Annotated in this window: 24 protein-coding genes and 1 pseudogene; 23 read left to right on the forward strand and 2 right to left on the reverse strand. The window is 45.8% G+C overall.

Annotation, left to right across the window (positions count from 1 at the left end; all coding sequences use genetic code 11):
• The first annotated feature begins 3 nt into the window (after window positions 1-3).
• The 20 genes and pseudogenes from rnpA to P8S55_RS04930 all read left to right on the forward strand — a co-directional run bounded on the left by rnpA (window position 4) and on the right by P8S55_RS04930 (window position 17,089).
• Window positions 4-435 carry a ribonuclease P protein component gene (rnpA, locus tag P8S55_RS04835; RefSeq protein ID WP_289225151.1) on the forward strand — a complete coding sequence of 144 codons (432 nt, stop codon included), beginning with the start codon at window positions 4-6 and terminating at the stop codon, window positions 433-435.
• A 2-nt stretch (window positions 436-437) separates the two neighbouring features.
• Window positions 438-2,123, forward strand: a complete 1,686-nt coding sequence (gene yidC / locus P8S55_RS04840; RefSeq protein ID WP_289225152.1) for a membrane protein insertase YidC — start codon at window positions 438-440, stop codon at window positions 2,121-2,123.
• Between the two features lie 76 nt (window positions 2,124-2,199).
• Window positions 2,200-2,988 carry a sulfite exporter TauE/SafE family protein gene (locus P8S55_RS04845; RefSeq protein WP_289225153.1) on the forward strand — a complete coding sequence of 263 codons (789 nt, stop codon included), beginning with the start codon at window positions 2,200-2,202 and terminating at the stop codon, window positions 2,986-2,988.
• Window positions 2,989-3,187: 199 nt separating this feature from the next.
• A complete protein-coding gene (gene dnaA, locus P8S55_RS04850) occupies window positions 3,188-4,540 on the forward strand; it encodes a chromosomal replication initiator protein DnaA (protein WP_289225154.1) in 1,353 nt (450 codons plus the stop codon).
• 10 nt (window positions 4,541-4,550) lie between these two features.
• Window positions 4,551-5,660: a DNA polymerase III subunit beta gene (gene dnaN, locus P8S55_RS04855; protein ID WP_289225155.1), complete on the forward strand. Its 1,110-nt coding sequence runs from the start codon at window positions 4,551-4,553 to the stop codon at window positions 5,658-5,660.
• Window positions 5,661-5,832: 172 nt separating this feature from the next.
• Window positions 5,833-6,222, forward strand: a complete 390-nt coding sequence (locus tag P8S55_RS04860) for a hypothetical protein (RefSeq protein WP_353957026.1) — start codon at window positions 5,833-5,835, stop codon at window positions 6,220-6,222.
• Between the two features lie 3 nt (window positions 6,223-6,225).
• A complete protein-coding gene (locus tag P8S55_RS04865) occupies window positions 6,226-6,432 on the forward strand; it encodes an FCSD flavin-binding domain-containing protein (RefSeq protein WP_289225157.1) in 207 nt (68 codons plus the stop codon).
• A 243-nt stretch (window positions 6,433-6,675) separates the two neighbouring features.
• Window positions 6,676-6,975, forward strand: a complete 300-nt coding sequence (locus tag P8S55_RS04870) for a c-type cytochrome (protein WP_289225158.1) — start codon at window positions 6,676-6,678, stop codon at window positions 6,973-6,975.
• Between the two features lie 10 nt (window positions 6,976-6,985).
• Window positions 6,986-8,284, forward strand: coding sequence for an NAD(P)/FAD-dependent oxidoreductase (locus P8S55_RS04875; RefSeq protein ID WP_289225159.1), 1,299 nt, complete (start codon window positions 6,986-6,988; stop codon window positions 8,282-8,284).
• A gap of 291 nt (window positions 8,285-8,575) precedes the next feature.
• Window positions 8,576-10,435 (forward strand): glutamine--fructose-6-phosphate transaminase (isomerizing), encoded by a 1,860-nt coding sequence (gene glmS / locus P8S55_RS04880; protein ID WP_289225160.1) that lies wholly within the window; start codon window positions 8,576-8,578, stop codon window positions 10,433-10,435.
• Window positions 10,436-10,585: 150 nt separating this feature from the next.
• The gene (gene moaA, locus P8S55_RS04885; RefSeq protein ID WP_289225161.1) at window positions 10,586-11,581 is read left to right on the forward strand and encodes a GTP 3',8-cyclase MoaA; all 996 of its coding nucleotides are present in this window, start codon (window positions 10,586-10,588) and stop codon (window positions 11,579-11,581) included.
• Between the two features lie 56 nt (window positions 11,582-11,637).
• Window positions 11,638-11,886, forward strand: a complete 249-nt coding sequence (gene moaD, locus P8S55_RS04890) for a molybdopterin converting factor subunit 1 (protein WP_289225162.1) — start codon at window positions 11,638-11,640, stop codon at window positions 11,884-11,886.
• 1 nt (window position 11,887) lies between these two features.
• Entirely contained in the window at window positions 11,888-12,364 is a 477-nt protein-coding gene (moaE, locus tag P8S55_RS04895) for a molybdopterin synthase catalytic subunit MoaE (protein ID WP_289225163.1), read from the forward strand.
• Between the two features lie 31 nt (window positions 12,365-12,395).
• Window positions 12,396-13,595 (forward strand): molybdopterin molybdotransferase MoeA, encoded by a 1,200-nt coding sequence (locus P8S55_RS04900; protein ID WP_289225164.1) that lies wholly within the window; start codon window positions 12,396-12,398, stop codon window positions 13,593-13,595.
• Between the two features lie 19 nt (window positions 13,596-13,614).
• Window positions 13,615-14,094 (forward strand): cyclic pyranopterin monophosphate synthase MoaC, encoded by a 480-nt coding sequence (gene moaC / locus P8S55_RS04905; RefSeq protein WP_289225165.1) that lies wholly within the window; start codon window positions 13,615-13,617, stop codon window positions 14,092-14,094.
• 85 nt (window positions 14,095-14,179) lie between these two features.
• A pseudogene (locus P8S55_RS04910) lies at window positions 14,180-14,287 on the forward strand (HipA N-terminal domain-containing protein); the annotation flags it as partial.
• A gap of 110 nt (window positions 14,288-14,397) precedes the next feature.
• On the forward strand, window positions 14,398-14,688 hold the full coding sequence (locus P8S55_RS04915) for a helix-turn-helix domain-containing protein (protein WP_289225166.1): 291 nt from the start codon (window positions 14,398-14,400) through the stop codon (window positions 14,686-14,688).
• On the forward strand, window positions 14,678-16,033 hold the full coding sequence (locus P8S55_RS04920; protein WP_289225167.1) for a type II toxin-antitoxin system HipA family toxin: 1,356 nt from the start codon (window positions 14,678-14,680) through the stop codon (window positions 16,031-16,033). The genes P8S55_RS04915 and P8S55_RS04920 overlap by 11 nt, the downstream gene beginning before the upstream one ends.
• Window positions 16,034-16,133: 100 nt before the next feature.
• The gene (locus P8S55_RS04925; RefSeq protein WP_289225168.1) at window positions 16,134-16,538 is read left to right on the forward strand and encodes a hypothetical protein; all 405 of its coding nucleotides are present in this window, start codon (window positions 16,134-16,136) and stop codon (window positions 16,536-16,538) included.
• Window positions 16,535-17,089, forward strand: coding sequence for an integrase core domain-containing protein (locus P8S55_RS04930; protein WP_289225169.1), 555 nt, complete (start codon window positions 16,535-16,537; stop codon window positions 17,087-17,089). Before P8S55_RS04925 ends, P8S55_RS04930 begins: the two co-directional genes overlap by 4 nt.
• 345 nt (window positions 17,090-17,434) lie before the next feature.
• Here P8S55_RS04930 and P8S55_RS04935 read toward each other — a convergent pair whose 3' ends face one another.
• Window positions 17,435-17,845 carry a transposase gene (locus tag P8S55_RS04935; RefSeq protein WP_353957027.1) on the reverse strand — a complete coding sequence of 137 codons (411 nt, stop codon included), beginning with the start codon at window positions 17,843-17,845 and terminating at the stop codon, window positions 17,435-17,437.
• A 72-nt stretch (window positions 17,846-17,917) separates the two neighbouring features.
• On the reverse strand, window positions 17,918-18,778 hold the full coding sequence (locus P8S55_RS04940; protein WP_289225170.1) for a YicC/YloC family endoribonuclease: 861 nt from the start codon (window positions 18,776-18,778) through the stop codon (window positions 17,918-17,920).
• 108 nt (window positions 18,779-18,886) lie between these two features.
• On the opposite strand from P8S55_RS04940, the gene rph reads away from it, so the two are divergent.
• The 3 genes from rph to hemW are packed head-to-tail and all read left to right on the forward strand — an operon-like array spanning window position 18,887 to window position 21,390.
• Window positions 18,887-19,606, forward strand: a complete 720-nt coding sequence (rph, locus tag P8S55_RS04945; RefSeq protein ID WP_289225171.1) for a ribonuclease PH — start codon at window positions 18,887-18,889, stop codon at window positions 19,604-19,606.
• 27 nt (window positions 19,607-19,633) lie between these two features.
• Window positions 19,634-20,215, forward strand: coding sequence for an RdgB/HAM1 family non-canonical purine NTP pyrophosphatase (gene rdgB / locus P8S55_RS04950; RefSeq protein WP_289225172.1), 582 nt, complete (start codon window positions 19,634-19,636; stop codon window positions 20,213-20,215).
• Window positions 20,215-21,390: a radical SAM family heme chaperone HemW gene (gene hemW / locus P8S55_RS04955; protein ID WP_289225173.1), complete on the forward strand. Its 1,176-nt coding sequence runs from the start codon at window positions 20,215-20,217 to the stop codon at window positions 21,388-21,390. The genes rdgB and hemW overlap by 1 nt, the downstream gene beginning before the upstream one ends.
• The last annotated feature ends 7 nt before the right edge of the window (window positions 21,391-21,397 follow it).

Genomic DNA, 21,397 nt, shown 5'->3' on the forward strand with positions numbered 1-21,397 from the left:
TAGATGAGTTTTGATCGCCTAAGCGCCAACGCGTTACCCTCGAAGCAACTGTCTCCTGTGTTGCTTCGACATGATTTCCCCAAATCCTCCCGTTTACTGACTCCGAAACAATTTCAATTCGTTTTTGCTCAAGCTGAAAAGTTTGCTAATCGTCACTGGACACTTATTGTTCGCGCAAATGATTTGCCTTTTTCTCGCTTAGGTTTGGCGGTTGCAAAAAAGCAATTATCACGCGCTGTATGGCGAAATCGGGTAAAAAGGATTGCGCGGGAGGGATTTCGTCAACATAAAGATGTTTTATGCGGTTATGATATTGTCGTGCTGGGACGTAGGGGTATGCAAGATATTGACAATCTGACTCTGGCAAACAGTTTTTTTCATTTGGTTCAAAAAATCGCACTTAGCGATTTAAAACTTACTAGCGTTAAGGAATAAGCATGAATATGAGAGCATTTTGGTGGATTGCCCTTGCCTTCACCGCCATGTGGTTATGGTTTGAATGGATGAAGTTTAGTGCTTCACCGACTGTGGATCCAAATCAAGTGGCGATTCATGCTGATCGCCCTGCTGATGTGCCGATGGCAAATATGCCACTTGACGGTATGCCAGCTTCAACTCAAACCGGGTCGGATGTACCTCAAGCCCTGACTCCTATGGCTCAGCAGCAGCGTATTCGTGTTATCACCGATACACTCCATCTTGAAATTGATACCTTGGGCGGTGATATCCGTGATGCGCGTACACCGCTGCATGGCATGCCGCGTGATCGCTATACACCGTTTCATTTAATGGGTGATCAAGGGCCGTTGATATATTTCCATCAAAACGGTATAGCAACCCCGCCAAGTGCCGCCTTACCTGCGCCAACACACCGTTCGGTTTTCCATGTCGAGCAAACTGAGTTCCGTATGGAAGGGGATACATTGCGTGTGCCGATGGTTTGGCGTGAAGCGGGGATTGAGGTCACTAAGTCCTATGTGTTTACCCGTGGATCTTATTTAATTGATGTGGAATATGAGGTGACCAACCGCACTGACCAGGACTGGTCGGGTAGTTTGTATTCTCAGTTTGTGCGAACGGCGCATGATCCTTATTCCTCGTTGATGATGTACACCTATACTGGACCTGTGTATTACAATCATTACAGTGATGATAAAAAGTACAATAAGTACGATTTTAAAAACATTGCCAATCAGCCGCTAGAAAACCTGCCAATTCAAGGCGGTTGGGCGGCGATGATTCAGCATTATTTTGTTACAGCGGTGATACCGAATCAGAATGTAACCAATAACTTTTATGCGCGTGCGTTGGATCAAGGGCGTTATTCGATTGGTGTGGTTGAACCTGCGGTTACGATTGGTGCTGGGCAAACCGACACGATTCGTAGCCAAATTTATATTGGCCCCACTGAGCAGAATGTTCTTAAAAAGATTGCGCCAGGCCTGGAAAAAACTATCGATTACGGTATGTTCACCATTTTGGCTGAGCCGCTTTTCTGGTTGCTCAACCATATCAACAATATCGTAGGGAACTGGGGTTGGTCGATTATTGTATTGACGATTTTGATTAAGTTGGCGTTCTACTGGCTATCGGCGAAGAGCTACTACTCGATGGCGAAGTTACGCAAGTTCCAGCCGAAGTTAAAGCAGTTAAAAGAAAACTACGGTGACGACAAGGTACTGTTCCAGCAGAAGATGATGAAGCTCTATAAAGAAGAGAAAATCAATCCGCTGGGTGGCTGCTTGCCTATCTTGGTGCAGATGCCGGTGTTTATTGCGCTTTACTGGGTGCTAATCTATTCTGTGGAGATGCGTCAAGCCGAATGGATCTTGTGGATTAGTGATCTATCAACTAAAGATCCGTATTTTGTGTTGCCGATTTTGATGGGCTTAACCATGTGGATTCAGCAAAAACTGAACCCGACCGCAATGATGGATGAAATGCAGCAAAAGGTGATGCGCCTACTGCCGTTTATCTTTACGCTGTTCTTTATGTGGTTCCCCGCTGGTTTGGTTCTTTACTGGTTAATGAACAATATTCTTTCGGTTTCTCAGCAATACTATATTACGAAGAAAATTGAAAAAATGGATGCCAAAGAGGCTCTAGCTGAGAAAAAACGTTAGCCTTCTTTGAGCGGTCTCGCTTCAAAAAGCCACGCACTTACGCGTGGCTTTTTTGTATAGAAAAAAGGGGTGTGCTATGTTAATTGAAATCGTGATTTATTTGATTGCCGGTGCGTTTGCCGGTTTACTTGCTGGTCTGCTCGGGATTGGTGGTGGCCTAGTACTGGTGCCGATTTTAAGCACGGTGTTTTTGATTTATTTGGACAGCCCTTATAGTGTTCATATGGCGATTGCGACATCGTTGGCAACGATTTTAATTACCAGTTTATCGTCGGTGAATACCCATCATCGTCATCAAGCGGTGCGTTGGGATATTTTAAAAACCATGGTAGCGGGTGTATTACTAGGCGCGTTTGTTGGCGCGTGGAGTGCGCAGTTTTTTTCGACATCGATTTTAGCCAAGCTATTTGGTGTGATGGAATTATTGGTGGCTTGGCAGATATTGGCTAATAGAAAACCTTCGCCACAGCGCCAATTACCAGGCCTGGTAGCTCGTAATTCTGTGGGGGCAGGGATGGGTGGTTTGTCTTCGTTATTGGGAGTAGGGGGCGGCTCTTTAAGTACGCCCTATTTACTTTGGCACAATATAAAAGCGCACCAAGCGATCGCGACATCTGCAGCTTTATCCTTACCTGTTGCTTTGTCAGGTACCTTGGCTTATATGTTGGCAGGGTTAAAATTAGAAAACTTACCCAGCTATACCACAGGGTTTGTCTATTGGCCTGCCTTTTTAGCGATTGTGGTTATGAGTGTTTTTACGGCACACTGGGGCGCAAAATTAGCCCACCGTAGCTCGATAGAGTTGTTAAAAAAGTTATTTGCATTGCTTTTAATCATCCTTGGGATAAAGATGTTGTTTTTTTAGCTAGCGCTTGATTTAATTTAATTTGAAAAATTTTATTCACCGTTATTAATTGTTTACTATCAATGTATTGAGTAAGTTTTCAATAAGTTATCCACAGTGTTCATGGTGAAGTTATCCACAGCCCCCTGCTGTTTTTTGAAGTTATTCACAGGTATAATTTCGACATTGTAATTAGGCTAAGGGTTAAAGGAGAAGTGTTTTGAGTCATTTATGGTCGCAAAGCCTCAAATATTTGGAAAATGATCTAAATGAACAGCAGTTTCATAGCTGGATAAGACCTCTAAAAGTCATCGAAGAAGAGTCGGTTATTCGCCTTCTTGCTCCTACGCCTTTTATTTTGGATTGGGTTAACCGCAAGTTGATGTTAAATATACGTCAGGCGGTTGAAAAGGTGATGCCAGACAATCCCCCTCAGGTCCGTCTCGAAATCGGTGAGTATGATCTCGATGAGCCTGTCAATGAACCTGCGGTACCTCAACCTTTGCAGCAGCAAAGGTTACAGAAACCTCAGGAATCAGCAAAGAAAACAATTAAACATAAACTAAACCCCAACTATACATTTGATAATTTTGTTGAGGGAAAGGCCAACCAGTTAGCGGCAGCGGCAGCGCGGCAGGTGGCAGAAAATCCAGGGGGGAGCTACAATCCTTTCTTTATCTATGGTGGGGTAGGGTTGGGTAAAACCCATTTAATGCACGCTATTGGTAACGCCTTGTTAGCTAAAAACCCGAATGCGCGCGTCGCTTATTTACACTCTGAGAGTTTTGTTGCGGACATGGTGAACGCGCTTCGTCATAATAAAATTGAAGACTTTAAACGTTTTTATCGATCACTGGACGCCTTGTTGATTGACGATATTCAATTTTTTGCCAATAAAGAGCAATCGCAGGAAGAGTTTTTTCATACTTTTAACACCCTACTAGAAGGCAATAAGCAGGTTATTCTAACATCGGATCGGTTCCCCAAAGAAGTGGATGGCTTAGAGGATCGTTTAAAGTCGCGTTTCGGTTGGGGTCTGACGATTGCTGTCGAGCCACCTGAGTTCGAAATGCGGGTAGCTATTCTAATGAAGAAAGCCAGTGAGTCGGGCATTTCCTTACCAGAAGAAGTGGCATTTTTTATTGCAAAACGTCTTAGAGGTAATGTGCGTGAACTGGAGGGCGCGCTAAAGCGTGTGATTGCCTATTCACAATTTACTGAGCAGCCGTTAAGTTTGCTGTTAGTTAAAGATGCGCTTAAAGATCTATTGGCGTTGCAGCAAAAGATGGTTACGTTAGAGAATATTCAAAAAACCACGGCTGATTATTATAAATTGCGTGTCGCCGATATTTTATCAAAACGCAGAACCCGTAACGTGGCGAGGCCACGTCAAGTAGCAATGGCGATTGCCAAAGAGTTAACGAACCATAGTTTACCGGAGATTGGTGATGCTTTTGGTGGGCGGGATCACACCACGGTGTTACATGCTGTACGCAAGGTGAAAGAATTGCGAGAAACGGATCATCGTATTGATGAAGACTTTACTAAACTCATTCGAATTATTACTTCTTGAGGTCTTAATAATGAAGCTGACCATTCAACGTGAAAACTTTTTAAAAGCGCTACAGAATGTGGCGGGTGTTGTTGAGAAACGCCATACTAACCCTATTCTTGGCAATTTTTTATTTCAAGTCTGGCAGACGCAACTGATTGTGACGGGTTCGGATTCAGAAATTGAAACCCGCTCCCAAACCCCCATTGAGTCGATAGAGGGCGAGGCGTTTGATACTACCTTGCCAGCACAAAAGCTATTAACGATTGTACGTTCGTTACCTGAAGGTTTGCATGTCGTAATGGAGTTTGAGGAGGGGCGCTGCACGCTAAAAGCCGGTCGTTCTTCGTTTAAACTTTCAACTTTGCCGGGTCAAGACTATCCGCATATTGATTTAACTCAGGCTCAATCTCTGTTTGAAATCAGTCAGGCCGAGTTAAAAAATCTGATTCAGCACTGTGGCTTTGCGATGGCAAGCCAAGATGTACGGTTTTATTTAAACGGTATGTTGTTTGATGTATCGCCTTATGGTTTACGTTTAGTGGCTACTGACGGTCATCGATTATCGACTTGTGTTTTGAATAATGCGATGGAGCGGGTTGTCCCAACGCAAGCTATTGTTCCGCGTAAAGCAGTGGTTGAGCTCACAAAGCTGTTATCAGCCCCCGACGAATCGGTGAGTTTATCAATGGCAAAAAATTATTTAACCTTACAGTTTAGCGATACAGTGTTTACCTGTAAATTGATTGATGGTCGTTATCCTGATTATAACCGTGTATTACCTAAGTTTAATGATGTACAGGTTCAGCTTGATCATCAGTTATTTAAATCGATTTTGCAACGTGCCTCCATTTTATCGAATGAGCGTTTTAGAGGAGTTCGTTTGGTGTTTGATCAAAACCTGCTTACTGTCCATGCGCAGAATGCAGAACAAGATGAATCCAACGAAGATATGGCGATTGATTTTGAAGGTGATCGTATTGAGATAGGCTTTAATGTTGGTTATTTGCTTGATGTGATTAACTCGTTAAAGTCAGAAGTCATTACGCTTAATCTTAAGGACAGCAGCAATAGTTGCTTAATCACTGTTGAAGATCAAACGATGCAATGCCAGCATGTTATTATGCCGATGCGCTTATAGTAGGGCCAAGGTTTGGCGCATCTAACGGTTCAGGGGTTGCACAAAGTAGGAGTTTTTCTACTTTTGACTAACTTTTCAACGCCAACCCTAGATTGCAAATAGCCCAAAATATGTTCAGGTAGAAAAACCCTACGATCAGCAATCAGCGCAATTAGCGCAATTAGCTCAGCGTATGCACAATACTTTATGTGACCGTTGTTATGGTGCCACTGGTACAAATCCGAAAGACAATAAGCCTAAGTCAAAAGTGATTATGCTTGATCCTAAGCCAACCTCTTCAAACAAAGGACTGTTTAGGGATGCATTGAAACGTCATTATGGTTACGGTTCAGCGAATGCGATGATTGAATGGCATGGTGAAGACGGTGTCGTGGGTGTTGATCTAAAAACAAAAACCGTGAAAACTGCAAAAGGTAAAACCTTTGAATCAACCATTCATAAAGATGTCTATGTCATTGATGATGTGGCGATTGCGACCCCTTTACCTAAGTCGGGTTACGCCGCTAACTCTGAAGCAAATTTAGCAGCGGTGGTAACCGGTAAGAGCATGATCGAACCTTAGTGGGTGACCACTTGTTACTCGATTGTGGCGCATGATGAAGCGATCTCGGTTGCGGCCGTTTATGCTTATGACGGTGACAAAATTATCTCCGTGCCCAGCTCAGGTGGTTTAACGCCTGGCGGTGATGCGTTTAATGCGCGTGATCGTAAGCGTGAAGTGCAATATGCCTATTCTTGGTTTAATAATATTGTCGCTGATACCTTTAAATAATCGGTAAATATTATTTCCTTAGTTGGGTAAAAACGGGTTCACTAGGGCACCCGTTTTTATTTAAGTTTAAATATCATTTAAAATCATAAGGTTAGATATTGCCAACGGCTTACGCCTCAGTTTCTTTATATTCTAATATAAAAAAAACTTATCCAGCTAAGCAAAATTTTATTAGCCGTGTTAATACAACTCATCTATAGTTTATTAGACCTTTTTAAAAAAATTAGATATGAGGCATTACTAATGAAGAAAATTCTGTTACCCGCCGCGGGCCTAATGTTAGCGAGTGTGTTTCCTGTTCAAGCCGTCGAGCGCGGTGAATTATTAGCCAATAGCTGCTTTTCTTGCCATGGCTATGAAGGCCGTCTTAATAACGCGATTATCCCTACCCTAGAAAATTACCCCGCTTCCCTGATTATCAGCCAAATGAAAGCCTACCGCGATGGTACCCGTCCAGGCACGATTATGGATCGTCATGCGAAAGGCTATACCGATGAAGAAATTGAGCTAATGGCGAAATTTATCGGTAAACAAGGATTATAGGAGAAGCATTATGAAAAACGTATTTTCAAAACTTTCGCGTCGTCAGATGATTCAATTAGCAGCGGCCGGTATCGCTGCCCCCGCTGCCCTTGCATTAAGCGGTTGCTCGACTACAGGCCGTAAGGGTGCGGGTCAAATTGTGGTAATTGGGGGTGGTTTCGGTGGTTCAGCGGCGGCTAAATATCTAAAGCGTTATAACCCTGAATTAAATGTAACGCTGATTGAATCTAACAAAGAGTACATTACCTGCCCTGGCTCTAACTGGGTCATTGGTGGCTTCCACGAAATGAAGCAAATCACGCATAATTACAATGCGGCGAAAAAGAACGGTATTAATGTGATGCATGAGGTTGTTGCATCGGTTGATCCTGACAAGCAACTAATTAAGCTTAAGAATGGCAGAAGTTTAAGTTATGACAAATTAGTCTTGTCGCCAGGAATTGACTTTAAATGGGACGTGCATGCAGGTGTTGATGAAAGTACCGAGAAATCATTGCCACACGCTTATAAGGCTGGTGACCAAACCTTGTTATTACGTGATCAACTCCAGTCAATGAGACAGGGCGGAATCTTCGCAATGGTCGCACCACCAAACCCATTCCGTTGCCCACCTGGACCTTATGAGCGTGTGGGTACCGTTGCCCATTATCTAAAGAACAACAACCCAACTGCGAAGATCTTAATTCTTGATCAGAAAAATGCCTTCTCAAAGCAAGGCTTGTTCGTTGAGGGGTGGGAGTTACATTACGGTCAGATGATTGAACATGTCAAGTTAGATGGTGGGGGTAAGCTGAGAAGCATTGATGTTAAAAACAAAACCATTGATGCGGATTATGGCAAGGTGAAGGCGGATGTTATTAACTATATCCCGCCACAAAAAGCCGGTAAATTGGCCGTAGCGACCGGTCTGACGAATGAGTCTGGTTATTGTCCAATTAATCAACAAACGTTTGAATCTGCAATTCACAAAAATATCTATGTAATCGGCGATGCGTGTATTGCAGGGCCAATGCCAAAATCGGGTCATTCAGCGACCAGCCAAGCCCGTTCCTGTGCGGCCAATATCGTATTAGCCATGGCGGGTCAAGAACCGATTTCAGCGAAAAACGTTAACACGTGTTATTCGTTGGTCACACCGGATTATGCGATTTCCGTCGCGGCAATTTATGACTTTCAAGATGGCAAAATTGTTTCAGTTCCGGGTTCAGGTGGGGTCTCACCGATGGGGGCGACGCCTGATGTACGCAAAATGGAAGCCATTTACACCCAAGGCTGGTACAACAGTATCACCGATGAGGTTTGGGGCTAACTACTCTAACCAGGCCTGGTTGTTTGATTTAAAACCCGCTTAGGCGGGTTTTTTATTGTTTGTTTCTGGCCTAATGCGTAAGATAAAAGCCTTAAGTTATTCAAGGGGTAGTATCATGCGATTTAGTTTGGCATTTATTGTGTTATGGGTAATCAGCCCGATTTTATATGCCCGGTCACCGAGGCGGGTTGGCCGAGGCATCTGGTGCTTTTGCGAGTTAGAAACGATGATATTTAGCTTATATGTTAAAATAATTTGATATTAATTGATCAGTCTTGAAAGGTGGTGTGTATGTGCGGAATTGTAGGTGGGGTAGCCGAGCGTAATATTGTTCCGGTTATGCTGGAAGGTCTAAGACGACTTGAATATCGTGGTTACGATTCAGCCGGTATCGCTGTGATGGATGCGGATGCAAAACTTGTTCGCCGTCGATCATTAGGCAAAATTAAAGCGTTGGAAGCGGTGATTAATGCCGATCAATCGCCGATTAGCGGTCAAGTGGGTATTGCGCATACCCGCTGGGCGACCCACGGTGTGCCGTCTGAAGCTAACGCACACCCCCATTTTAGTGACAATCAGGTTGCCGTGGTGCACAACGGGATTATCGAAAACTATCAAGCATTAAAATCGATACAACAAACAATGGGTTATGTGTTTAGTTCACAAACCGACACGGAAGTGATTGCCCATTGTGTGGTTGAGCAGCTTAAACATCAGCCCGATTTATTAAAAGCGGTACAGGCGGCGATTCAGAAGTTTGAAGGAGCCTATGCGCTGGGTGTAATGTCAACCTGCGCACCAGATCGTTTAATTGCTGCACGTAAGGGCAGCCCTTTGGTGATTGGTGTGGGTATTGGAGAGTATTTTATTGCGTCTGATGTATCGGCCTTATTGCCCGTCACGCAAAATATGATCTTTTTAGAAGAAGGCGATATGGCCGATATTCGCCGAGATGGTTTACAGATTTATAATGCGCAGGGTGAAGCGGTCGAGCGTGAAGTGCGAGTGTCCAGTTTAAGTGCGGCAGCGGTTGAGTTGGGTGAACATCGCCACTATATGCACAAAGAAATTTTTGAGCAACCTCAGGCGATTAGCGATACACTCGAGGGCCGTATTACACAAAAAAATGTATTGGTGAATGCGTTTGGCAATCAAGCCGAGGCCATATTTGAGCAGATTGAGCAGGTACAAATTATTGCTTGCGGAACTAGCTATCATGCAGGCCTGGTGGCTAGATATTGGTTTGAAGACATTTTGCAACTGCCCTGCCAAGTGGAAGTCGCCAGTGAGTTTCGTTATCGCAATCCGGTAGTGTTAAACAATACCTTGTTTGTGACTATTTCACAATCCGGTGAAACCGCTGATACGCTGGCGGCGTTACAGCAGGTCAAAGCGCTTGCAAAGCAAAAGAATTTAACTGTTCCGACCTTAACCATTTGTAATGCAGCCGAGTCGTCAATGACGCGTGAATCAGATTTGGTTTTTCTAACCCATGCGGGCCCAGAAATTGGCGTTGCAAGCACTAAGGCCTTTAGTACTCAATTGGTATCACTGGCGTTACTGCTTACCTCTGTGGGTAAGGTACAAAAGCGTTTGTCTGAGAAGCGTGAAGGCTTGATTGTAAAAGGGCTTAAAAAACTACCAGGCTTGGTGCAAAGTGCGTTGAGTCATGAAGCGACCATTCAAATATTGGCCAGTCGTTTTGCGGATAAACAACATAGTTTATTTTTAGGTCGCGGAACGATGTATCCGATTGCGATGGAGGGGGCATTAAAGCTCAAAGAGATCAGTTATATTCACGCTGAAGCCTATCCAGCCGGCGAGCTCAAACATGGTCCGTTGGCGTTAATTGATGAAACTATGCCAGTGGTAGCGATTGCACCGCATGACGATTTATTGGAAAAGTTGAAATCAAATTTACAAGAAGTCAATGCACGGGGTGGTCAGATGATTGTATTCGAGGATGAAAAATCCAATACTAGTTCAGATGGAACCTTTACGGTTGTAAAAACCACCAGCAATGTGGGTCGCATCACCGCACCCATTACGTTTAATATTGTTTTACAGCTTTTAGCTTATCACGTCGCCCTAATCAAAGGTACTGATGTTGACCAGCCTCGAAATCTCGCCAAGTCGGTGACCGTCGAATAGCTCTGGTTTTGCCTACGTTGATGCGAACAGCGAATAGCGTGGGTAAACTTTCTTGATTCTTGCCTGATTTTTTGTTGAGTTCAGTTATCGGCTGGTATATCATTACATACCGTTATAGCCAACCGAACCTAACGGTTCAAAGAAAAGCATATGAATGAATTAATAGACCCATTTCAACGCAAAATAGAATACCTTCGTGTATCCGTAACGGATAAGTGCAACTATCGTTGTGGTTATTGCATGCCGGAACAGGGTGTGCACCCAGAGGGTAATCATACCGAATACCTATCGTTTGACGAATTAACCCGTGTGATTAAAGCCTTTAGTGAATTAGGCGTTAAAAAAGTGCGCCTGACGGGGGGCGAGCCACTGGTTAGAAAAGGCTTAGCGGCGTTTGCGGCCGATTTAAGTGCGCTACCAGGCCTGGTTGATATTGCGCTTTCCACCAATGCGCATCATTTAGACAGGCATGCCGCGGCCTTAGCACCCAGTGTCAATCGGGTGAATATTTCGATTGATTCACTGAACGCCAATAAGTTTCATCATATTACCCGTGGTGGTGATCTAGTTAAGGTGATGGCCGGTATTGACGCGGCTTTGGCACATGGCATGAAACCGGTTAAGCTCAACATGGTGGTGATGAAAGGCACCAACGACGATGAAATTGAAGCGATGGTTGATTTTGGTATTCAAAAGGGTGTCGAGGTCCGGTTTATCGAAACCATGCCGATTGGCCCTGCTGGCGTGAGTATGATGGATCAGCATTATGCCGCCGATAAAATTCTAAAGCGAGTTCGTGAGCATGTTGGCAGTGATTTAATTCCTTCGAGCAGTCGAACCCATGATGGCCCGGCGCGCAATTATTTGATTGCAGGTACGGATGCAAAAATAGGGGTGATTTCCGCGGTGTCCCAACATTTCTGCGAAACCTGTAATCGGGTGCGTTTAACCGCACGAGGCTTTTTAGCCTTGTGCTTGGGTCAGGAAGATGGGGTTGACCTGCGAGCGCCATTACGTGCCGGGGCGAGTGATGAAGAACTGCGTCAGGTGATTATAGATGCCATTGCCAAAAAACCCGAGCGTCATTTCTTTAACGAAAATGTCCATAATATTGAATTCAGGCAAATGGTATCGCTTGGCGGTTGAGCTTGGATAGCGAACGTTTAGTTTATAGTGTTGATTGAAGAGTGAGGAGTGCATTGATGGTTAATATTTTATATTTTGCGAGTTTGCGAGAAACCTTTGGCCAGGGGCAAGAGCAGGTTCCGGCGCAATTCAGAACGGTAGGTGATTTGATCCATAACCTTGCGGAGCGCGGCGAACAATGGCGCGCGCATTTGCTAGAAAGCAATGCGATTCAAGTCGCGGTGAACCACGATATTGCGAATCGTGAAACACCGATTAAAGCCGGTGATGAGGTGGCCTTTTTTCCACCGGTTAGCGGAGGCTAAAATGGCGGATTCAAAAAACCCGTTTGTACGGGTTCAACATCAAGACTTTGATTTAACCACCGAAGTCAATTGGTTACGTAACGAACATGCAGATGTCGGTGCAGTCGTGGCGTTTGTCGGCACGGTTCGTGATATTAATGAAGGCGATGACATTCAACAACTTGAACTGGAACACTACCCAGGCATGACAGAAAAAGCCCTTGAAAACATTCGCCAACAAGCCCATCAGCGTTGGTCATTGGAATCTAGTTTGATTATCCATCGTATTGGAAAAATGCAGCCGAAAGACCAAATTGTATTGGTAGCGGTAGCCAGTAGGCATCGAGAAAATGCATTTGAAGCCTCACATTTTATTATGGATTATTTAAAAACCAATGCGCCTTTTTGGAAAAAAGAATGGACAGCTGAAGGCGAGCGTTGGGTCGATGCGCGACTGAGCGATGAGCAAGCGATCCAGCGTTGGCTAACTAAACCCTAATTGTTAAAACAACAAGTCAAACCAAATACCTATGAAAACAGTGAATGAAGCGATCGACTATCTGATTGCACAAGCCCAGGTTACCCAACAAATAGAATCACGCTCTTTGCCTCAGGCATTGGGCTGTGTTTTAGCCCAGCCGGTGATTTCGCCTGTCAATGTACCGCCGCATGATAACTCGATGATGGATGGCTATGCCGTGCGCACTGCCGAAATACAACCAGGCTTGGTGATGCCCATTAGCCAGCGTATTCCTGCGGGCACTCAACCAGCCCCCTTGGCTCCTTCGAGCGTCGCGCGTATCTTTACGGGCGCACCGATTCCTGCCGGCGCGGATGCGATCATAATGCAAGAAGAAGCTGAGCTAAGGGATTCGGGCGTGTGCTTTAATCAACCGATTCGCGCAGGGCAAAATATTCGGTGTTGCGGGGAAGATATTGCACAACACCATGAGATTTTATCCGCAGGTCATAAATTGCGTCCGCAAGATTTGGCACTGATTGCCTCCGTGGGACAAGCAGCGGTTGAGGTTTATAAACCCTTAACCCTGGTGACCCTAACAACCGGTGATGAACTCTTGCAACCTGGCCAAGCCCCTGAACCAGGTAAGATATATAACTCTAACCATACAAACTTAATGAGCTTGGTTAGCCAGCTGGGGTTTGATTGGGTGGATATGGGGCAGGTTGAAGATACGCTCGAAGCCACCCAGGCCGCCCTAAGCAAAGCCGCACAGCTTGGAGATGTCATTATTACCACGGGTGGCGTATCGGTCGGTGAAGAGGATCACCTAAAACCGGCGGTTGAATGTCTTGGCAAACTCGATATGTGGCAGGTTAAAATGAAACCTGGAAAACCGCTCGCTTTTGGCGAGGTGATGGGCAAACCTTTTATTGGCCTACCCGGTAACCCCGTTTCGGCTTTTACCACGTTTAATTTATTCGCACGCCCGTTTTTATTAGCCATGCAGGGCGCTAGCTGCTTAACCCCGGAATCTATTTGGTTAACGGCGGATTTTGATTGGCTCAATCCTGGCTTTCGCCTTGAGTTTGTGCGCGCCCGCATTGAAAATCGCGAACAAACCAGCTTCGCTCGGATCTATCCACACCAAGGCTCGGGCGTACTAACTTCTACGGTATGGGCAACAGGCCTGGTTGTTATTCCCGAAGACACGCCGATTAAAAAAGGCGATGCGGTGGAATATATCTCATTCAACGCCTTATCACACTAAACACACTAAAGGATAACGGATGTCGGAACTGACCCATTTAGACGAAAAAGGCCAAGCACGGATGGTGGATGTAAGTGACAAAGCCCACACCGAGCGCGAAGCACGAGCCATGGCGGTAATACATATGCAACCCCAAACCCTGCAAATGATTGCCGAAGGCAAGCATAAAAAAGGCGACGTACTCGCTACAGCGCGTATAGCCGGTATTATGGCCGCTAAACGCACCCCTGACCTTATTCCCATGTGCCATCCACTGATGCTCACCTCGGTAAAGGTTGAACTAACGCCCAACTTTGAAAACGCATCGGTTGAAATTATCGCTATATGCAAGCTTGTCGGTCAAACGGGTGTCGAGATGGAAGCTCTGACTGCCGCCAGCACGGCCGCCCTAACGCTTTATGATATGTGTAAAGCCGTGGACAAAGGCATGGTAATCGACCAACTTCAACTGCTAGAAAAGAAAGGCGGCAAAAGCGGCCATTGGCAACGCACCGCTTAAATTGCCAGGGTTTTGCTATGCGCTTTTCACTCCTTGATGATACGTGTGTTAGCCAGGCCTACCCAATCCTGCCCAAGCCAAGTTAAGCCCGTTTTTGTCGAATCTTTTGCCAGAAGAAACGATGCGCAATTACCTAGCAGAGCGTGCCGGTGTCGATCCGGTGCGATCACGGTTGAACCTGATTATTAAGTAGAGCTAGAGACCATAGCAAACTCAATACCTTCGTTTTTTGGATACAATAGTGGCTATTTTTGGTTTTTTATCTATATAATGGACACAACTGTATCCAATGAGTCGTTGCGGATGAATTTTACTTTACTTGATGATACCGATGTAATCCAAGCCTATGCGGCTTATTTGCGTGAGTTACGTCAACGCGCAAAGTTGTCACGAGCTGCGTTAGCCGAGCGAAGCTGTGTACCTGCGGCCACCATTAAGAAATTTGAGCTAACTGGACAGATTTCATTTCGCCAATTGCTGTTGCTATGGCAGACCCTCGACTCATTGGATAGGCTTTATCAGCTCACACAACCGAACAAAGAGCGCGCCACTATGCCCTCTAGTATTGATGAGGTACTAAACGATGAGTTTTAAACCCATTCAAAAACTCATGGTAACCCGAAGGTTAAGTTCAGGCGAGCAGGTCACTGTAGGGATCTTGGCGCAAAATCGGCAAGGCGGTTTTTTTCAGTATACAGACAACTATTTGCAGCAGTTTGGCAATTTATCCCCCTTTGCTTTACAGGCGAGCACACAGGTTCAAGCCGCACCTAAACAGCCGCATCAAGGTTTGCATGGCGTATTTGCGGATTGTTTGCCCGACGGCTGGGGCATGCTGTTACAAGATCGTATTTTCCGGCAAAAAGGCATCCTGCCTAATCAATTAACCGCGATGGACCGGCTGGCTTTTGTCGGTGATAAAGGCATGGGAGCATTGTCTTTTTCTCCGGTGTCTGAGTTTTCAGCCACGACACAGGCGGATATTGATTTAGCAACCTTGGGCTTAGAAGCTCAAACGCTGTTTGATTCTTCAGTGTCAGATTATATAGACGACAACCACGATGAGTTAGATGGGCATACTCAACAGGTCTTGGCCGCATTAGTCGCCGGAGGTAGTTCGGGTGGGGCAAGGCCCAAGGCGCAGATTTATATGCCTGCTGGGGAAACTCAACATTGTCGAACCTATGCACAGCCAGGTGATGAAGCCTGGCTAATTAAGTTTACCTCGAAAAATCTAGCGCTCGGGCATGAAGAAGGTTTGTGTGAAGCGGTTTATTTGCAAATGGCAGAGCAGGCTAAGTGTCAACCAACGTTCTGGAAGCTGATTGAAGCGCCGCATACAAGCGGTGCGGCTGCGTGGTTAGCACTCAAGCGTTTCGATTATGTCGCTGAACAGACCCGTTTAGGCAGCAAGCACAGTTCAGGCCGCTTGCATATGCACAGCGCCTGCGGGCTGCTGGATGCAGACTTTCGAACGCCAAGTTTAGATTATATTGACTTAATCAAAGCTAGTCGCCAGCTGTGTAAATCTCCAGCTGCTGGACAACTGCAATTTCGCCGCGCCATTTTTAACCTGCTGTCGTCTAACCAAGACGACCACAGTAAAAACTGGGCTTTTTTACAAGCGGACGATGGCCAATGGAATCCGGCACCCTTTTACGATGTTACCTACAGTCCACACCCATTTAACGAACATGCCACCGCCTTTGGGGGATATGGTAAAGCGCCGCCGATTAAGGTGATGCAAAAACTTGCTATAGGTGCAGGTTTTGCGAATTGGCATGATGCGAAGGAGGTTATTGAAGACGTGGCTGAAACACTCAGCCAGTTTAGTTGGCTTGCACAGCAACAAGGGATCAGTAAAACGACAGTGTCTAGCATTAACAAGACATTGAATCAGCGCAAACAGGAAAATGCCGCACTTTTTCAATCAACTTAAAACCATTTCTTAATTCTGAATACCCCCCTGTATGTCAAGATAATGTTGAGCCAGTTGATTTTGAGATAACATATAAATCAGGGCGCATTAGGAGACTGTTATGCCAAAACCCGTTACCCACATTAATCCACAGATTCAGCCCGACCCTGAACTGGAAAAACGCACTCGCCGTGTGTTTAGCACCGAGTATAAGTTATCCATTCTGCAACAAGCCGATGCTTGTAAGCATGGCGAGTTAGGACTATTGCTGCGCCGTGAAAAGCTCTATTCTAATCAGTTGGCACAATGGCGTCGTGAGTTTGCCGAATCCGGCGTTAAAGGCTTAGCCAAATCCAAGCCGGGCCCTGCACCGTCTAAAACCCCAGATCAAAGGCGTATTGAGCAGTTAGAAAAGGAAAATGCCCGTCTGCTCAAACAGATTGCGGTCAAAGACGGCTGCCTTTTACTCCAAAAAAAAGCCTTGGCACTGATCGAAGCATTCGAACACGAGAACTCGTCAGTATGATGATGACACAGCCCTTAGCGCCTTATGTGTCACAACGTGCGGCGGCCGATGCCTTGGCGCTGTGTCGCAATACGGTGCGCCGCCAAATGAAGGCGCATTGTTATCTTGATCTACTGGGTGAGTTGGCGATTACCGCCTCTCACAGTCGTCCCAGAGTGAGTAATGACAACCCGATGAGCGAGGCGCAGTTTAAAACGCTGAAGTATCAGCTGGACTATCCGCGCCGCTTCGATGGTTATGACCATGCCATGCGCTGGTGCCAAGACTATGTGAGTTGGTATAACCATCAACATCACCACAGCAGTCTGGCAGGCTTTAGGCCTTATCAAGTGTTTAGCGGTGAGTATCAGGACATCGCCCACGTACGCCAACAGGCGTTAGATGAAGCGTTTGCAAAACATCCGCAACGCTTTAGCCAAGGTCGTCCCTTGGTCAAATTACCGCCAGCGGAGGTCTGTATTAACCCGATACCCCAGGAGGCTGATCAGAGTACCATTGAAACGGGTGTGAACTTCCCGACCCTGCCAAGGGTGAAGCAAAAAGCAATTTAATTTTTAAAGAACTTGTGCAAAGTATGTTGGCACGTTCCGGAAAACAAGGTGATAAATAATATCGGCATCAGTATCTGCTAACTAATTATCAACCTTGCATTAATCGTCATTACAGTGGTTATATTCGATCCAATAGCAAAGAAATCAGGCTTTTTCGATGGTGGTCTTTAATATTGAGATCTTTGCAAAACCCCGCTATTTCTAAAGTTAAATTCTAAAATTCGACTTTTTTGAATATAGAACTTGCAATTTAGTCCTTTTTCGCTGTTTTACGTCACTTTTATGACGGTTTTTTGCTATTTTGTGCGCATATCCTGTTTTTTGGATACACGCACCCCTTGAGCCTTAGCTCAGTTGTATGTTTATTGCGCGTTTTAGGTTGTATCCAATACACATGAGTGTTAATTTTGCCGCATTGCGCTTTAGGCCGTTATAGCGGGCTTGTGCCATTCCATAGTGCTGTTTTAATACACCAAAGGTGCGCTCCACGATGTAGCGTACTTCTGAGGCTAATCGGTTGTGTTGCTTTTGTTGTTCGGTGAGCGCTGTATTGCGATAAGCACGGTGCAGGATGTTATTTTTAATCCGCTTGGTTTTGAGTAGTTTGTCGTGCGCTTGGCTTTTGTAGGCACTATCGGCATACACGACTTTTTCGCTGCCCGTTAATAGGGTCTCGAAGGTCTGAGAGTCGTGGCTTGATCCGGTGGTGAAGTCGTTGGTTTTAATAAAATAAGTTAAAGGACACCCAAAACAGATTCAAAACAGATTATCTTTAAAGCTTAAAGTTGATGTCCTTTTTGTATAAGACATTGTTGGACGGGTAAAAAACTATTCAATATTTTGAACCTGTTCGCGCATTTGTTCGATGAGCACTTTGAGTTCGACGCTGGTTTGGGTGCTGCGCACATCGATCGATTTGGAGCCGAGGGTATTGGCTTCACGATTGAGTTCTTGCATTAAAAAGTCAAGTCGTCGGCCAATCGCGTCAGGTTGCGTTATAACGCGCTCGACCTCATCTAAATGGGTGTGTAATCGATCTATTTCTTCGGTAATATCGGCTTTTTGCGCCAAAATAGCGAATTCCATCGTTAATCTTGTTTCATCAAACTGTTCACTCACTTCAGCCACGCGTGCGCGCAGTTTGGCTTGGTGTTGTGCCAGTATTTCGGGTAATAGGGGGTTAAGGTCGGCCAGTTGTTGGCGTATCGCTTGGCAGCGTTGGTTTAGCATTTCGGCTAGCTGAGCGCCTTCACGTTCGCGGGCTTGATTGAGTTGTTCGAGTGCTAGGTTAAAGCTAGTTAAAATTTCCGTTTGGTAGTCGGTTAAACTGGCTTGTGAGTTGGCAAGCAGGCCTGGCCAATTGAGTAGGTCTAGCGGGTTGATCTGTGTGGCTTCTGGCAAGGTGAGTTGGATTTGGTTGATCGCTTGGCTCAGTTGCTGTAATTGCAGCTTGTCTATCATGTAACCTTGTTGATTTTGGTGAAGTTCATAGCGCAGGCCTATATCGAGTTTACCGCGCTGTAAGACTTTTTTACAGGCTTCACGCAAAGGCATTTCTAGCGCACGGGCAGCCTCCGGCAGGCGAAAATTTAATTCCAAAAAGCGTTGGTTGACAGCTCGAATATCCCAATGGATTTGGCCTTCGTCAAAGTCATGGCTCAGGTGCGCCGATGCCGTCATACTTTTCATAAATTCGTTCCTATTTTAATGCTAATGGCTAGCGGTTAGTTTCTGTGCCGCATAAGGCTTAAGGTATAATAAGCGCCATTTTAACAGGTTGAGCAGAAAGGAACAGCAATGCGTCCAAGCGGAAGAAAGGCTTCAGAAATAAGAGCCGTGAAAATAAGCCGGAACTTTACCAAGCATGCCGAAGGGTCAGTGCTAATCGAATTTGGTGATACCCAGGTGATTTGTACGGCCAGCATAGAAGACTCGGTCCCCCCGTTTTTAAAAGGCCAAGGCAAAGGCTGGTTGACCGCTGAGTACGGGATGTTGCCGCGCTCGACCGGAACAAGAATGCGCCGTGAGGCAAGTGCCGGTAAACAGGGCGGGCGCACCTTAGAAATCCAACGCTTGATTGGTCGGTCATTGCGCGCAGCCTTGGATTTAAGCCAGTTGGGTGAGCGGACGATCTATATTGATTGTGATGTGATTCAAGCTGACGGCGGTACACGCACCGCATCGATTACGGGCGGGTTTGTGGCGCTGAGTTTGGCCATTGAGCAACTTATCGCACAGGGTAAGCTGACAACCAATCCGATTGTGCATAAGATTGCGTCGGTGTCAGTCGGTGTTTATCAGGGTCAGGTGGTTGTGGACTTGGATTACGCTGAAGACTCAAATGCCGGTACCGACATGAATTTAGTCATGACCGAGCAGGGTACGTTTATTGAAGTACAGGGTACGGCGGAAGCGGCGCCGTTTGACCTGGCGCAAATGAATGAAATGATGACGCTCGGTCAACAAGCGATATTTTCGTTGATTGAAAAACAAAAGCAGGCATTGCAGCCAGTTTAATGTCTGGACGGCTAAAGGAATAGTGTAATGGAAACCTTGGTACTCGCCACCAATAACAAGGGCAAACTTAAGGAAATGCTGGCCTTGTTACCCGGTAAAGATGTTCGACCGCAGGGCGAATTTTTTAAGGAAGAAGCAGGTGAAAACGGCTTAAGTTTTATTGAAAATGCGCTTTTAAAGGCACGGTTTGCATCAGCCAAAACCGGTTTTCCGGCTATAGCCGATGATTCGGGGATTGAAGTGGCGGCCTTGAATGGTGAGCCAGGCATTTATTCGGCACGTTACGCGGGCACAGGAGCCACCGATCGGCAGAACCTCAATAAGTTACTTGAGCGAATGGATGAAATCGACGACGCTGAGCGTCAAGCGAGCTACTACTGTGCGATGGTTTGTGTTCGTCACGCCAATGATCCTACGCCCTTAATTGGTTTAGGGCGTTGGCAGGGACAGTTATTGCGCCATCCCCGCGGTGAGGGCGGTTTTGGTTACGATCCTATTTTTTATATCCCCGAATTTGATTGCACCGCCGCAGAATTAGACCCAGTTGAAAAAAACAAACTCAGTCATCGTGCGCAAGCTTTGCGTTCATTAGTGGCGCAATTGGCCTAATGCTTCAGTTTACTCAAGCGATACCGCTGTCTTTGTATATTCACTATCCTTGGTGCGTACAAAAGTGCCCGTATTGTGATTTTAACTCGCATCAAGCTAAGCAGGATTTGGCGCAGCAAGAACAGGCCTATTTAAATGCTTTGGTGAGACAATGTGAGCAGATGTTGCCTTGGATTTGGGGGCGGCCTATCCATTCAATTTTTTTTGGTGGAGGTACGCCCAGCCTGATGTCGGTTGAAGGGTTGGATTGGTTGATGTCCCAGCTTCGTGCGCTTTTAGGCTTTGCACCTGAGATTGAAATTACGCTTGAAGCCAATCCGGGTACGGTGGATGAAGCTAAGTTTATCGGTTTTCGCCAGGCGGGTATTAATCGCCTGTCGATGGGTATTCAAAGCTTTAACCCCCAGCACCTTAATGCGTTAGGCCGTATTCATGATGACAACCAGGCCTGGTCAGCGATTGAAAAAGCCAAGCAAGCTGGGTTTGGCAATTTTAATTGTGACTTGATGTTTGCACTGCCAAACCAAACACTAGAGCAAGCCTTAGACGACCTAACGCGTTTGATTAGCGCCCAGCCTAGCCATATTTCCCATTATCAACTTACGCTTGAACCCAATACGCCTTTTTATCGCCAGCCGCCACGTTTACCTGATGAAGACCTCGCTTGGGAGATGCAGCTTGCCTGTCAAGCGGTGCTTAAGCAAGCGGGTTATCAGCATTATGAAGTGTCGGCATTTAGCCAAACGGGGCGGCAGGCGCACCATAATTTAAACTATTGGCAGTTTGGTGATTACCTTGGATTAGGTGCGGGAGCGCACGGTAAAATTAGTTTGCCGCAAACGGGTGAAGTTTGGCGAACGCAAATGCCGGCTTCACCGGGTTCGTATCTACAAACAATGCAACAAGCCGATAGAAGCAGGCCTGGTCGTTGGCAACAGGTCGGGGCCGATGATTTAGTGTTCGAATTTATGTTGAATGCGTTAAGATTACAGCAAGGATTTGAGCTGGATTTGTTTAGTGCTCGCACCGGCTTAAGTCTGGATCGCATCCAACCGATCTTAGCAAGGCTTCAACAAGAGGGTTGGATTTTATTGAGCGGGGACTGGCTGAAACTAACCCCACAAGGCCAAACCTATTTAAACAGCCTTATTGAACAGTTTTTAGACCCATCCTGACGAGGAG

The sequence above is a fragment of the Thiomicrospira sp. R3 genome, from assembly GCF_029581415.1.
Classification (GTDB): domain Bacteria; phylum Pseudomonadota; class Gammaproteobacteria; order Thiomicrospirales; family Thiomicrospiraceae; genus Thiomicrospira.

Bases quoted from the DNA above. Each gene is read 5' to 3' on its own strand.
- rnpA (WP_289225151.1), top strand. From the start codon at position 4: ATGAGTTTTGATCGCCTAAGCGCCAACGCGTTACCCTCGAAGCAACTG.
- yidC (WP_289225152.1), top strand. From the start codon at position 438: ATGAATATGAGAGCATTTTGGTGGATTGCCCTTGCCTTCACCGCCATG.
- P8S55_RS04845 (WP_289225153.1), top strand. From the start codon at position 2,200: ATGTTAATTGAAATCGTGATTTATTTGATTGCCGGTGCGTTTGCCGGT.
- dnaN (WP_289225155.1), top strand. From the start codon at position 4,551: ATGAAGCTGACCATTCAACGTGAAAACTTTTTAAAAGCGCTACAGAAT.
- P8S55_RS04860 (WP_353957026.1), top strand. From the start codon at position 5,833: ATGCACAATACTTTATGTGACCGTTGTTATGGTGCCACTGGTACAAAT.
- P8S55_RS04870 (WP_289225158.1), top strand. From the start codon at position 6,676: ATGAAGAAAATTCTGTTACCCGCCGCGGGCCTAATGTTAGCGAGTGTG.
- P8S55_RS04875 (WP_289225159.1), top strand. From the start codon at position 6,986: ATGAAAAACGTATTTTCAAAACTTTCGCGTCGTCAGATGATTCAATTA.
- glmS (WP_289225160.1), top strand. From the start codon at position 8,576: ATGTGCGGAATTGTAGGTGGGGTAGCCGAGCGTAATATTGTTCCGGTT.
- moaA (WP_289225161.1), top strand. From the start codon at position 10,586: ATGAATGAATTAATAGACCCATTTCAACGCAAAATAGAATACCTTCGT.
- moaD (WP_289225162.1), top strand. From the start codon at position 11,638: ATGGTTAATATTTTATATTTTGCGAGTTTGCGAGAAACCTTTGGCCAG.
- moaE (WP_289225163.1), top strand. From the start codon at position 11,888: ATGGCGGATTCAAAAAACCCGTTTGTACGGGTTCAACATCAAGACTTT.
- P8S55_RS04900 (WP_289225164.1), top strand. From the start codon at position 12,396: ATGAAAACAGTGAATGAAGCGATCGACTATCTGATTGCACAAGCCCAG.
- moaC (WP_289225165.1), top strand. From the start codon at position 13,615: ATGTCGGAACTGACCCATTTAGACGAAAAAGGCCAAGCACGGATGGTG.
- P8S55_RS04915 (WP_289225166.1), top strand. From the start codon at position 14,398: ATGAATTTTACTTTACTTGATGATACCGATGTAATCCAAGCCTATGCG.
- P8S55_RS04920 (WP_289225167.1), top strand. From the start codon at position 14,678: ATGAGTTTTAAACCCATTCAAAAACTCATGGTAACCCGAAGGTTAAGT.
- P8S55_RS04925 (WP_289225168.1), top strand. From the start codon at position 16,134: ATGCCAAAACCCGTTACCCACATTAATCCACAGATTCAGCCCGACCCT.
- P8S55_RS04930 (WP_289225169.1), top strand. From the start codon at position 16,535: ATGATGATGACACAGCCCTTAGCGCCTTATGTGTCACAACGTGCGGCG.
- P8S55_RS04940 (WP_289225170.1), bottom strand. From the start codon at position 18,778: ATGAAAAGTATGACGGCATCGGCGCACCTGAGCCATGACTTTGACGAA.
- rph (WP_289225171.1), top strand. From the start codon at position 18,887: ATGCGTCCAAGCGGAAGAAAGGCTTCAGAAATAAGAGCCGTGAAAATA.
- rdgB (WP_289225172.1), top strand. From the start codon at position 19,634: ATGGAAACCTTGGTACTCGCCACCAATAACAAGGGCAAACTTAAGGAA.
- hemW (WP_289225173.1), top strand. From the start codon at position 20,215: ATGCTTCAGTTTACTCAAGCGATACCGCTGTCTTTGTATATTCACTAT.